The organism is Micromonospora ureilytica, from assembly GCF_015751765.1.
GTDB lineage: Bacteria > Actinomycetota > Actinomycetes > Mycobacteriales > Micromonosporaceae > Micromonospora > Micromonospora ureilytica.
This window is the reverse complement of record NZ_JADOTX010000001.1, coordinates 784,760-797,946: the sequence shown is the minus strand read 5'-3', so window position 1 is coordinate 797,946 and position 13,187 is coordinate 784,760. Positions and strand designations below refer to the sequence as shown.

The 13,187-nt window shown below is 69.7% G+C and carries 7 protein-coding genes, 1 tRNA gene and 1 pseudogene; 6 read left to right on the top strand and 3 right to left on the bottom strand.

Annotated elements, in window-relative coordinates; translation table 11 throughout:
- Positions 1-43: 43 nt before the first annotated feature.
- Together IW248_RS03620 and IW248_RS03615 are read right to left on the bottom strand one after the other, a co-directional pair.
- Positions 44-946, bottom strand: a complete 903-nt coding sequence (locus IW248_RS03620; protein ID WP_196925631.1) for a hypothetical protein — start codon at positions 944-946, stop codon at positions 44-46.
- 72 nt (positions 947-1,018) lie between these two features.
- A complete protein-coding gene (locus tag IW248_RS03615; RefSeq protein ID WP_196925630.1) occupies positions 1,019-3,517 on the bottom strand; it encodes an ATP-dependent Clp protease ATP-binding subunit in 2,499 nt (832 codons plus the stop codon).
- Between the two features lie 425 nt (positions 3,518-3,942).
- On the opposite strand from IW248_RS03615, the gene IW248_RS03610 reads away from it, so the two are divergent.
- From IW248_RS03610 to IW248_RS03600, 4 genes and pseudogenes are all read left to right on the top strand, one after another.
- Complete coding sequence (locus IW248_RS03610; RefSeq protein WP_196925629.1) at positions 3,943-5,061, top strand: IS630 family transposase; 1,119 nt, start codon at positions 3,943-3,945, stop codon at positions 5,059-5,061.
- 153 nt (positions 5,062-5,214) lie between these two features.
- Positions 5,215-5,649, top strand: a pseudogene (locus IW248_RS33625) (phosphotransferase); the annotation flags it as partial.
- A 140-nt stretch (positions 5,650-5,789) separates the two neighbouring features.
- The gene (locus IW248_RS33620; protein ID WP_307788415.1) at positions 5,790-5,984 is read left to right on the top strand and encodes a hypothetical protein; all 195 of its coding nucleotides are present in this window, start codon (positions 5,790-5,792) and stop codon (positions 5,982-5,984) included.
- Positions 5,985-6,116: 132 nt separating this feature from the next.
- Complete coding sequence (locus IW248_RS03600; RefSeq protein ID WP_307788359.1) at positions 6,117-6,983, top strand: helix-turn-helix domain-containing protein; 867 nt, start codon at positions 6,117-6,119, stop codon at positions 6,981-6,983.
- A 197-nt stretch (positions 6,984-7,180) separates the two neighbouring features.
- Here IW248_RS03600 and IW248_RS03595 read toward each other — a convergent pair.
- Positions 7,181-7,267: transfer RNA gene (locus IW248_RS03595), tRNA-Leu, on the bottom strand.
- Between the two features lie 232 nt (positions 7,268-7,499).
- Here IW248_RS03595 and IW248_RS33840 point away from each other — a divergent pair.
- Together IW248_RS33840 and IW248_RS03585 are read left to right on the top strand one after the other, a co-directional pair.
- A complete protein-coding gene (locus tag IW248_RS33840) occupies positions 7,500-10,355 on the top strand; it encodes a tetratricopeptide repeat protein (protein WP_372431795.1) in 2,856 nt (951 codons plus the stop codon).
- Positions 10,356-10,559: 204 nt separating this feature from the next.
- Positions 10,560-13,187 (top strand): fibronectin type III domain-containing protein, encoded by a 2,628-nt coding sequence (locus tag IW248_RS03585; RefSeq protein WP_307787688.1) that lies wholly within the window; start codon positions 10,560-10,562, stop codon positions 13,185-13,187.

Below are 13,187 nucleotides of genomic sequence, written 5' to 3'. Positions count from 1 at the left end.
TGTAAATGTTACTCGCTAACAGAAACGTCCGCCACCACTGCCGTCAACAGGGCGCCTGCCCGGGCAGCACGGTCAGTTCGCCTGGCTGGTGAACGGTGGTTCGCAAGGAAGCGTCCACCGCCACGACGTAGCGCCGGGGCGGGCCGCTGGTGGCCCACACCGCGCTGACGATGGTGGCCCGACGGCCGTCCAGGAGCACCCGGGTACCGGGTGCGTGACCGTCCTCATTCACCACGAGGACCGCGTCGAGTATGTGACTGACGCCGGTCAGGGGGAGTCCCATCCGCGACTCCCAGACGCCCTCTTGGTCGACCACCGTGTCCGCGGCACGAAATACTGCGTCCAGGCGGGCGCTGTCATTCCGTACCTGCACCTGGTGGTGTGCGGCACCGGCATCGAGTGCGGCCCGGATTCGGGTCCGCAGGCTCATGTCATCGTCATCGAGCAGCAGCCGCGCGGCCCGGTCGAGGACCGCGCAAACGGTGTCCATCGCCGTCTCCTCGCCCATCTCCGCCGTCCAGGCCAGTTCGCCGGCGTTCGGCAACACCTGCGGAGACTCGAGGGCGACGACGTGGTAGAGCAATGCCAGGGTCTCGACCCGGCCGGTCCCGTGATACAGCTGGCCTACACCGGTGCCGCGCATACCCCGGCTCGGTGGGAACCGTTCGACGAGGTGCTGAGCACGCCCGAACGGCAGGTCGGCGCTCAGCCGGGTGTCGGCAACGCGTTGCTCCGCGGTCCGGCGTCCGCGGCACTCGATGAGCCAGGCTCGGTGAGCATCGCCGCCGGGCGGGTAGATCGTTCGGTCCGCCGAGGCTGGGGGCGTGGCCAGTTGCCGCGCAGCGACCGAGTACGGCACGTCCGCCTGCGCCGCATAGTCGCGCACGGCACGTTTGCGGGCCCGGTCGGGTGCGGCCTTCCTCTTGCCGGTGGGCGGGTCAGACATATCGGTCTCCGTTGACTCGTGACTTCGTCGGGGGCCTGGCTGGTGCGAGAGACCTCCGCCGGTCTCCGCAGGTCACAGGGCCGGCGTTGTGTCAGGCACCGAAGCTCCGTGGTCGGCCGCGCGGAAGACGAGCTTGGACTTGTCGATGTCGTCCGGGTCGCCCTCGCAGTCCACCACGACGATCTGACCCGGGGTCAGCTCGTTGAACAGGATCCGCTCGGAGAGGTTGTCCTCGATGTCGCGCTGGATCGTGCGACGAAGCGGACGGGCACCGAGCACCGGGTCGAAGCCCTTCGCGGCCAGGTACTTCTTGGCGTTGTCGGTCAGCTCCAGACCCATGTCCTTGTTGCGCAGCTGGCCCTCGATCCGCTGGATCATGATGTCCACGATCGAGAGGATCTCGGTCTGACGCAGCTGGTGGAAGACGATGGTGTCGTCGATCCGGTTGAGGAACTCAGGCCGGAAGTGCTGCTTGAGCTCGTCGTTGACCTTCTGCTTCATCCGGTCGTAGTTGGACTCGGAGTCCTCCGACTGCTGGAAGCCCAGCGACACCGCCTTGGCGACGTCTCGGGTGCCCAGGTTGGTGGTCAGGATGATGACCGTGTTCTTGAAGTCCACGATTCGACCCTGACCGTCGGTGAGCCGACCGTCTTCGAGGATCTGCAGGAGCGTGTTGAACACGTCCGGGTGGGCCTTCTCGATCTCGTCGAAGAGGACCACCGAGAACGGCCGACGCCGCACCTTCTCGGTCAGCTGCCCGCCCTCGTCGTAGCCGACGTAGCCGGGAGGGGCACCCACGAGCCGGGAGACCGTGTAACGGTCGTGGAACTCGGACATGTCCAGCTGGATGAGGGAGTCCTCGCTGCCGAAGAGGAACTCGGCGAGCGCCTTGGACAGCTCGGTCTTACCGACGCCGGACGGGCCGGCGAAGATGAACGAGCCCGACGGGCGCTTCGGGTCCTTCAGGCCGGCCCGGGTACGCCGGATCGCCTTCGAGACCGCCTTGACTGCGTCCTCCTGGCCGATGACGCGCTTGTGCAGCTCGTCCTCCATGCGCAGCAGGCGCGAGGTCTCCTCCTCGGTCAGCTTGTAGACCGGGATGCCGGTCCAGTTGCCGAGCACCTCGGCGATCTGCTCGTCGTCAACCTCGCTGACGACGTCCAGGTCACCGGCCTTCCACTCCTTCTCCCGCTGAGCCTTCTGCCCGAGGAGCTGCTTCTCCTTGTCGCGCAGCTGGGCGGCGCGCTCGAAGTCCTGCGCGTCGATCGCGGACTCCTTGTCGCGACGCACCTGGGCGATCCGCTCGTCGAAGTCACGCAGGTCTGGCGGCGCGGTCATCCGACGGATCCGCATCCGCGCACCGGCCTCGTCGATCAGGTCGATCGCCTTGTCCGGCAGGAAGCGGTCGGAGATGTACCGATCGGCCAGGGTCGCGGCAGCCACCAGGGCGGCATCCGTGATCGAGACGCGGTGGTGAGCCTCGTAACGGTCCCGGAGACCCTTGAGGATCTGAATCGTCATGTCGAGACTCGGCTCCTCGACGCGTACTGGCTGGAACCGCCGTTCCAAGGCCGCGTCCTTCTCAACGTATTTCCGGTACTCATCGCTCGTGGTGGCACCGATGGTCTGCAGCTCACCACGGGCCAGCATCGGCTTGAGGATGCTCGCGGCGTCGATCGCGCCCTCGGCGGCACCCGCACCCACCAGGGTGTGGATCTCGTCGATGAACAGGATGATGTCGCCGCGGGTGCGGATCTCCTTGAGCACCTTCTTGAGGCGCTCCTCGAAGTCACCGCGGTAGCGGGAACCGGCGACGAGCGCACCCAGGTCGAGCGTGTAGAGCTGCTTGTCCTTGAGAGTCTCGGGCACCTCGCCCTTGATGATCTTCTGGGAAAGCCCCTCCACCACGGCGGTCTTACCGACGCCAGGCTCACCGATCAGGACCGGGTTGTTCTTGGTACGGCGGGAGAGCACCTGCATGACCCGCTCGATTTCCTTCTCGCGCCCGATGACCGGGTCGAGCTTGCCCTCGCGGGCGGCCTGAGTCAGGTTGCGGCCGAACTGGTCCAGCACCAGGCTGGTCGACGGCGCGGCCTCACCCGGCGCGGCACCCGCCGCAGCAGGCTCCTTGCCCTGGTAGCCGGAGAGCAGCTGGATCACCTGCTGGCGGACCCGGTTGAGATCGGCGCCGAGCTTGACCAGCACCTGGGCGGCAACGCCCTCGCCCTCACGGATCAGCCCGAGCAGGATGTGCTCCGTGCCGATGTAGTTGTGGCCGAGCTGCAGCGCCTCGCGCAGCGACAGCTCCAGCACCTTCTTGGCCCGCGGCGTGAACGGGATGTGCCCGCTCGGCGCCTGCTGACCCTGGCCGATGATCTCCTCGACCTGCTGGCGGACGCCCTCCAGGGAGATGCCGAGGCTCTCCAGGGCCTTTGCCGCGACGCCTTCACCTTCGTGGATCAGGCCCAGCAGGATGTGTTCCGTACCGATGTAGTTGTGGTTGAGCATCCGGGCCTCTTCTTGGGCCAGGACGACAACCCGTCGCGCTCGGTCGGTGAACCGCTCGAACATGACAACCCACACTCCCGGCGAGACCCCACGCATCCGCCAGTTGCAGGGCGCATAAGAACGCCAGACGGTTGATTACGCTGAGTCGGAGCCTCTTGGCCCATCGTGTGGTCCTGCGTGGGTCACCACACTGGGCACGGGCAGGCGCACTGCCCGCTACCCATACTAGCCCGGACCGCCACCGGCCGCATCCGCATGGGCCGCTGCTCCGCCCGGACGCCGGCAAGTCCTGACGGCGGGCAATTCTGAGCTGCATTAACGAGGATGCCGCAGGGATGGCCCCGGTGAATTCGTGCCCCATCCCGGCTAGTGCGCTGACCAAGAACGTTCACCGTGTTGATGACACTCCGGGCGGGGTGCATGGAATCGGGTCGGATGGGTCTCAGGCTCGATGGCAATCGTGATCGCTATCGGAAGTGAGGTGTGGGATGGCCGAGCCGGTGAGGGCGCGGCGGTTGAGCGATGAGGAGGGCCGCGGGCTGCAGCAGCTCGTGCGGCGGGGCAAGCACGAGTCGATCCGGGTTCGCCGGGCGTTGATCATCATGGCGTCGGCGTCGGGTACCCCGGTGCCGGCGATCGCCCGACTGGTCGCCGCGCACGAGGACACCGTCCGGGACGTGGTCCACCGGTTCAACGAGATCGGACTACGCGCGGTGGACCCTCAGTGGGCGGGAGGCCGTCCCCGCCTGATCACTGATGATGACCAGCGATTCATCGTCGCGACGGCCACGACCCGGCCGAAGAGTCTGGGTCGCCCCTTCACGCATTGGAGTATCCGCAAGCTCGCTGACTACCTGGCCACCAACCGGGTCAGGCGAGTGACCATCGGTCGAGAACGACTGCGACAGATCCTGCGCCGTCACGACGTGTCCTTCCAGCGCACCCGCACGTGGAAGGAATCCCGCGACCCGGACAAAGACGCCAAGCTCGACCGCATCGAGGAGGTGACCCACCGGTTCCCGGATCGGTGTTTCGCCTTCGACCAGTTCGGGCCGCTGTCGATCCGCCCGCAACACGGCGTCGGGTGGGCGCCGGCCGGCAGACCGAACCGGCTGCCGGCGACCTACACGCGTACGCATGGCATCCGCTACTTCCACGGCTGCTACAGCCTCGGCGATGACCAGCTCTGGGGCGTGATGCGCTGGCGCAAAGGCGGCGACCACACTCTGACCGCGCTCAAGTCGATCCGCGCCGCCCGCCCGGACGGCGCCCCGATCTACGTGATCCTCGACAACCTGTCGGCGAACAAGACCCCAGCGATCCGGGCGTGGGCTGCCCGCAACGAAGTTGAGCTCTGCTTCACCCCCACCCAGGCGTCCTGGGCCAACCCGATCGAGGCCCAGTTCGGGCCGCTACGCGCGTTCACCCTGGCTAACTCCAACTACCCTAACCACACCGTCATGGCCCGTGAGCTGCAGCAGTACCTGCGTTGGCGCAACGTCAACGCCCGCCACCCCGACGTCCTCGCCGCGCAACGGCGGGAACGAGCCCGCATCCGCAGTGAACGCCGGCAACGCTGGGGCCGACCACGGGCCAAGGCTGCCTGACGCTCAGAACCGTTGACGTTCATAGACCTAGCCATGCCGCGACAGGTCGGCACCACCGCGCCCGCAGGCCACCAGTTCACTTAACCGAACGGTGTTGCCTCTAGAAACGGTCGGCGACAGCCGGACTCCGGTCCTGTGGAAAGCGAGCAGCGCATGACTGAACAGCAGGAACTCCGTGGCGGAGTGAACGTCGTGCGCCGCTATGGTGACGTCGTCCACCGGCCGGCGTCACCGGCGGCGCCGGCGATCCACCGGCTCCTGCGGCACCTCCACGACCACGGATTCCACGGCGCGCCGGAGCCACGTGGCTTCGACAGCGAGGGCAACGAGATACTCACGTTCCTCGACGGCGAGGTGCCCGACGTGCTAACGCCTGAGCTGCGTACGCCCGAGTTCCTCGCCACCGCGGCCGCACTGTTGCGCGGTCTTCACGACGCGAGCGTCACGTTCCAGCCGCGCCCCGACGACCCCTGGCTCTTCCCTGTCCGACAGCCGGCCGAGGTCATGTGCCACGGTGACGCCGCCCAGTACAACAGTGTCGTCAAGGACGGCCTGGCAGTCGGTTTCATCGACTTCGACGCGGCCCACCCCGGGCCGCGCGTCTGGGACGTCGCCTACGCCGTCTACCGGTCGCGCCATTGCAGGGGCCGGAAAACCCGGAGAGCTTCGGCACACCGCAGGAGCAGGGGCGCCGGGTCGCAGAATTCTGCCGTACGTACGGGCCGGAAGTGGGAGTCGAGGTCGTCGACGTCGTCCCGGACCGGCTGCAGGCGCTTATCGACTTCATGCGGGATCAGGCCGGCCAGGGCAACGAAGCGTTCCAGCAGCACATTGCGGAAGGGCACACCGATCTGTACGAGGCGGACATCCGCTACATACGGGCGCACCGCGACACGCTGTGCGCCGCCTTCAAGGAGGACTAGCTAATACCAACGCCCCACTCACCAAGGTAAACGTTCTTGGTCAGCGCACTAGTGTCCTGCGCCGGAAATTCGCCTGATAAGTTGGTGCAGGGTGCGGTGATGGCACGGACCGGGCGCCCTACCGCACCGCTGGTGTTGACCGACGAGGAACGCGCGACGCTGATCCGCTGGTCGCGTCGGGCGAAGTCTTCGCAGGTTCTCGCGATGCGGTCCCGGATCATTCTGGCGTGCGCCGAAGGCGCTTCGAACACTGATGTGGCAGCGGCTCTGGATGTTCATCTGTCCACAGTGGGTAAATGGCGGCGTCGGTTCGTGGTCGAACGCCTCGACGGGTTGATCGATGAGCAGCGTCCTGGCCGGCCCCCGTCAATCGCCTTGGACAAGGTCGAAGAGGTGCTCGTGCAGGCCTCCATGGCTCAACTGAACCTGGTCAAGATCCATCCCTGGCGGGACGGGAATGGTCGGATGTCGCGCTGTCTACACACCCTCGTGCTCGCCCGCGATGGTGTCCTCGCCCCGGAGTTCTCCTCCATTGAGGAGTGGCTCGGCGTCGGTCGGAACACCTACGCCTACTACGACGCGCTCGGCGAGGTGGGCGGTCCGACCTGGCAGCCTGACAACGACACCAGCAGGTGGGTCCGATTCTGCCTAAGCGCTCATCACCAACAAGCCCAACTGGTCCGACAACGCCTCGATCAGGCCGCGCAGCTCTGGGAACTGCTCGACACCTGGGTCCGACGCGCAGGCCTACCCGAGCGGGTGGTCAGCGCCCTCTACCTGGCCGCCACCGGCGGTCGAGTGCGCCGCACTGTCTATCAGCGCGATGAGAGCCTCACCGACGACCAAGCAACCCGTGACCTTCGCGCCCTCGTCCGGGCAGGCATGCTCGAACAGCACGGCGAAACCCGAGGCAGGTTCTACCTCACCTCGCCGATACTGCGCGACCTCGCAGCCCCCGCGCTGCGCCCAAAGGAAATCATCGACCCGTACCGACGGTGAGCCGCAGCTCCGGCATGCTCACCACCGTAAATCTGCGACGTCTGCGCGCCGAAGAGACGCCATTTCCTGTCACCGAATTGGACAGATGCGGCCAATCATAGCGGGGCAGCCGCTCCCGAGATTTACCACATTTGGTTCTAAGTAATCCCAAATAGGACAGCCAGCCTGTCCTATTTATCGTGATTTTCCACGAAATTTGGTGTCCGAGGGGGGACTTGAACCCCCACACCCTATACGGGTACTAGCACCTCAAGCTAGCGCGTCTGCCATTCCGCCACCCGGACCTACACGTTCAGCCTACCTCGCCGACCAGATGATCTTTCGATCCGGTGGTCGGCACGGCGGGCCGCACGGGGAGTTACTGTACACGCCGCTCGTGGATCATGCACATCGCCTTCCGGCGCCTCTGTCCCGGCGCTTGCGCCGCTGCTCAGGCCGCCCCAAACGGCCGCCCCGACACACCGTCGGAGCGTGTCCGGGTAGCGTCCGGCGGCCATCTGACGGCAGCATTGCCACGTGTCCCATCCCTCCCCCTTGGCAGCCGCCCAGCACCGAGCCCTCGCCCTGCGCGCCGCGGGCGACCTCAGCGCCGCCCGGCAACTGCTCGCGGAGGCCGTCGAATCCGCTCCCCCGCCGTACGGTGACGACCATCCCGAGGTGCTGCACACCGCGCATCTGCTGGCGCGGCTGCACCGGGAGGGGGACGACCCGCTCGCCGCTCGCCGGGTGTTGGAGGAGGCGTTCGCGGCGGGCGAGCGGCGCTGGGAGCATTCCGACCCACTGATGCTCGCGCTCGCCTTCGAGCTTGCCGAGGTGGCGGAGGAACTGGGCAACCGGCACGAGGCCCGCCGCAACTACACCCGGGTTGCCACCGCCGGGCCCGCCGCGCTCGGTGAGAACCACCCGGCGGTACGCGCAGCCCGCGACTACCTCGGCCCACCCGCGTCGACGCCAGGCGAGCAGCACCGCGCGCCGACGACCGGTCCGGCCCCGGTCACCGACCCGGGTGCCCGGTCGGCGCTGTCCGGCCCGACCCTGTCGCTGGCGACCCTCGCCGCGATGCGGCCCTCCGCCGGTGGCCCGCCGCCCGCCGTCTCACCCTGGGCGCCGCCGCAACCGCCGGCCACACCCCAACCAACCCCTCCAGCGGTACGCGCACCAGCGACACCCACGTCACCCGGCAACGCCACCGCGGCACCGGTTCCCGCCCCTCGGGCGACGCCCGTTCAGCCGGCAGCTTCCTCGGTCGCGCCGGCGCAGTCGGGCCCGTCGACGGCCGCACCCAGACCTGCGACGCCGCCGCCCCCGCGCGCCGAAGCGCCACCGCTGGCGAACGCGATGCCACCCCGTCAACGCGCCAGCGAGCAACCACCCGGACCAACGCGCCCGGGCCTCGACCAGCTGCAGCCCGAGCCCGCGACGCCGCCCGGCCAGCGCCCCGACGGGCAACCGTCCGGGCCGTCCCGGCCAGCGGTCGGCCCGATGCCCCGGCCGAGCGCCGAGGGTCCGCAGACAACGACGGCCGCGCACCCGACGCCGCGGCCGAAGGCTGAGGGCCCGCCAACGACGACGGCCGCGCAGCAGCCACCACGCCGACCGCCGTCCGGGCCAGCCGTGGCACCACGTCAGCGGGTGGGCGGCCAGGCCACCCCGCCGGTGGTCGACATGCCACCCCAGCCGTCGACTCCAACCGCCTCGGCCCCGACCGCCCCGCCGGCAACACCGGCGCTGCCGGCACCTCGCTGGGACGACCCCACGATCCGGGTACGGCAGATCGAGCCGCTGCTCGCCGAAGAGGCCGCCCGAGCCGCCGCCCGGCCAACCGCGCAAAGCAGGCCGAGCACGCCGCGCGAATCGCACAAGGTGTCCGTCGTTGAGCCGACATCACCGGGCAGGCCCTCCCCGACCGTCGACCACCCAGGGCCGGCGTACCCGATGAGCGGACCACCGGCCCAGCCCATCAGCGCACCGCCGGTGACCCCGCATCCGATTTCCGCGCCCCCCAGCCATTCGTACCCGGTCTCCGGACCACCGGCCCAGCCATACCCGGTGTCCGCACCACCCGGCTACGGCCAATCCGTTTCCACGCCACCCGGGCACACCTACCCGGTTTCCGCACCGCCCGATTTCGGGTCGCCCGTCTCAGCGCCGCCGTACGGACCACCCGTCTCCGCGCCTCCGGTGAGCGCACCGCCCGTACCGCCCTGGGGGTTGACCGCACCGCCCTGGAGCAGCAGCGCCCCACCGCAGCCCCTGGCCACTCCAGGTGCCGACCCCACCGCCCAGACCACGACGCCTACGCAGGCCACGATGCCCACGCAGACCGCGACGGCTGCGCAGGACGTGACCGCTACGGGCACAACGACCGCTGGGCAGACCACGATGGACGCGGGCGGCGGTGCCGACGGTGACTCCGGGCTGGGCATCCTCGACGCCCCGGTGGCGCCGACCCGGCAGGGCCGTGACGCGCTGTCCGACCAGACCGTGGTGCTCCGGCCCGTGCCGTCGCATGTCGGCCCGGCCGGGGTTGAGACCAGTCCGGGCTGGCCCACCGCCGCCCAGCCCGCCTCCACCGCAGCGCAGGCCAACCCCACCGCCGCGCAGGCCAACCCCACCGCCGCGCAGGCCAACCCCACGACCGCCCAGGCATACCCGAGCATCACTCAGGCAAGCCCCTTCGCCGGGCAGCCCAACCCCGTTGCGCAGCCGGCCTGGTCACCGGGGGTCGGCACCGACCCGGCACCGCCAGCCGCACCGCCACCGGTCCAGCAGTACCACCACCAGCCGCCCCAGCCGCCGTACCCGACCCAGGGCCAGCACCAGGCGCCGTACCCGGGTCACCAGTACCACCCGGCGCCGGACGCGCACCGGCCGGCGTACGCCGATGACGGTGGGTCGACGGGCCGCAACCGGGCGGCGCTGATCGGCGCGGTCGTGGCGGCCGGGGTTGCCGTCGTGGCGGTGGCGGGCCTGGGCGCGGTGGTGCTGACCCGCGACGACCCGCCGCCGACGGGGACCGCGCCGACGGCCGCGGCGCCGGCACCGACGGCGGCCGGGCCCGCGCCGGGTGACCTGAAGCTGCGCGACGATTCGACCACGATCACGTTGACGTGGACGGATCCGACCGGCGGTGCGGTGCCGTTCATGGTCGCCGCCGGCCGAGCCGGGCAGGCCCTGGGCGTGATCGCCACCGTGGACCCGGGCCGGACCAGTTACACGATCAACGGGTTGAACTCCCGAGTGGATCACTGTTTCACCGTGTTGGCGGTCTACTCCACTGACAGCTTTGCGACTTCGGGACAGGTCTGCACCGCGCGCGAGCGCAAAGCCACGCCGAGCGGGGCACCCTCGGGCCGACCGTCGCCGCGCTGAGTCGCGCGGAAACCGCGCCGGAACCGCGCCGAGTCGAGCAGACAGCGGGCTGAGCTGGACGTCCACAACGCACACGCTCGGTATCCACAGGGGTGACACTGCGGGTTCCCCCGCCATCACCAGCGCCATATGATGGCACCCGGCTCAGGGGAGGGGTCGCCGCGAGGCGCGCCACCTGCCACGACTCAGGGGAGGCAGCCGGCTGTGGCCAGCATCGACGACGCCGTACGGACCGAGGCCCCCCGCTCCCGGTCCCGGCTGCGCGGCGGGCTGGTGACCGTGGGCACGGTGGCCGCGCTGCTGGCCGCCATGGGGCTTACCGTCCTCGGGTTGGGCGCGGCGGACAACGCGGTGGCCAACTACGACGCGAGTTCCTGGTTGTGGAGCGCGGCGCGCAGCGAGCTGGCCCGGGTCAACGGGGTCACCGCCCGGGTGGACACTCGCACCGAGATCCCCGGTGCCCGGCAGCATCCGATGCAGATCACCCAGACCGACAGGTTGCTGCTCCTGCGTGACCTGCAGACCGGGCAGGTCAGCTCCCTGGACCTGGCCACCCTCCAGCTCAGCGCGACCACTCGGACCACTCCTGGTCTGGGTGTGAGTGTCGCCCTGCACGAGGACGCGGCGTTCGTCGTCGACGCCGTGCAGGGCATCGTCCGGCAGCTCGACCCGCGATCGCTGACCCCGGTCGGTGAGCCGGTGCGCTATCCGCCGGGCATCACCGGCGGCACCTTCGACGGTAAGGGTCGACTCTGGATCGCGGTGCCCAGCGAGGGCACCGTCTCGGCGATCACCGCCGCCAAGCTGCCGTCCGCGCCGGCGTCGGCCGCTCCGGCGGGCGCCGGGCTCAGCCCGCAGCGCGTCGAGTCGTACGACGTCGCCGACGCCAGCCACGAGCTGGTGGTCTCCACCCTGGACGACGGGGTGGCGGTGCTCGACCGCACGGCCGGGAAGCTGGTGCGGGTGCAGCACGGCGAGGTTCACCCGACGCCGCTGACGCTGTCCGGCCCGGCGGCGCTGCCCGCGCGCACCAGCGGGCCACGGGTGCCGGTCACGGTGACCGCCGAGCGGCGGGTGCTGCTGGTGGGTGACGGTGGGCAGGAGAACGCGTTCACCGTGCCGGGTGAGGGGGACCGGCTCAGCCCGGCGGTGGCCTGGGCGAACCGGTTCTACTGCGCCGACGAGGCCACCGGCACCATCTACTCCTTCGACGCGGCCGGTCAGCTGGTCGAGACCATTCGTGGGCGGGCCAACGGGCCGCTGGAGTTGGAGGTCCGGGAGAATCACCTGTTCATCAACTCCCCCGACTCGGCGACCGCCCGGGTGGTGGACGACAAGCACCAGGTGCGCGAGGTCAACAAGTACGCCAACGACGTGCTCGGTGGTGACCCGCCGCCGGTTCCCCCGCCGCCGCCTCCGCCGAAGAAGCCGCGGGTGGGCAAGCCGAGCGCGCCGCGCAGTGTCACCGCCGCCGCCGGCAACGCCCAGGCGCGGGTGAGTTGGCGGCCGGCCGCCGCCAACGGCGCCGAGATCATCAAGTACGTGGTGGAGGGCGCCGGCCAACGTCTGGAGGTGGGCGCCAACCAGCGTGCGGTGGAGGTCAAGGGTCTGACCAACGGCGAGACGTACCGGTTCGCGGTGCACGCCGTCAACGCCAAGGGCGACGGCCCGCCGCGCAACAGCAACCCGGTGACGCCGACCGCCGCGGTGCCCGACCCGCCGGCGAGCGTCACCGCGCAGGAACGGCCCGACGGCACGGTCCTCGTCAAGTGGCCGGCGGCGAACGGGCAGGGCAACACCATCGCGAGGTACGCGGTGACGGCCAGCTCGGCGGGGACGAACGCGCCGGCCGGCGAGTCAACCAGGACGGAGCTGGTGGTGCCCTCCGGTGAGCTGGAGTTCGGCACCCAGTACGCGTTCACAGTGGTGGCGGTCAACAGCAAGGGCGCCGGGTCGGCGGCGTCCCCGGTCAGCAACACGGTGGTGCCCTTCGCGGCGCCCGGTCGGCCGCTCGACCTGCGTGCCGGCACGGTCGCCAACCAGCCGGGTGCGGTGACGGTGCAGTGGGCGCCGGCCGAGGCCAACGGTCGGCCGGTGACGAAGTACCTGGTGGACGTCGGTGGGCGGGTCAGCGAGGTGACCGACACCCGCACGACAGTCACCGGGCTGGGCAATGGCCAGAACGTCACGGTCAAGGTGAAGGCGGTCAACGAGGCGGGGCCGGGCCCGGAGGCCACCGCCACCGCCCGCACGGTGGCCGAGCCGCGGGTCACGGTGACCGGCTCGTCGTCGACGGTCACCGGGGCGACTGTCACGTTCACGGTGGACGCCGGCGGCGGTCAGGCCACCTGCGCGCTGAGCACGGCGGGCGAGCCGGCGAAGGCCGGGGCGTGCTCCAGCATCACGATGACGGGCCTGACGCCGGGCACCAACTACACGTTCACGGTGACGGCGAGCAACGCCGCCGGCAAGGGCACCGCGAAGAAGGCCCAGGCCACCCAGTCGCTGTACGGAATCGCGACCTGTAAGAACGGGCCGGACGGCGACCAGCGGACCTACTGCAACAAGGAGATTCCCGGCGCCCGTAACGGCAACGAGGTCTTCAAGGTCACCCGGCAGGACAACGACCAGCAGGCCGGCTGGGCGAAGCCGGGCAGCCGACTGAAGGCGTACTGCAAGAAGTCGGGCGAGAACGTCGACTCGTGGATCTACAACAACCAGAAGCAGAGCAACTGGTGGGTGCAGGTCGAGTTCAGCGGGAAGAACTACATCCCGTGGGCCTGGCTCAACCTGGAGGGCGGCGACACCATCAACGTCCTGCCCACCTGCTGA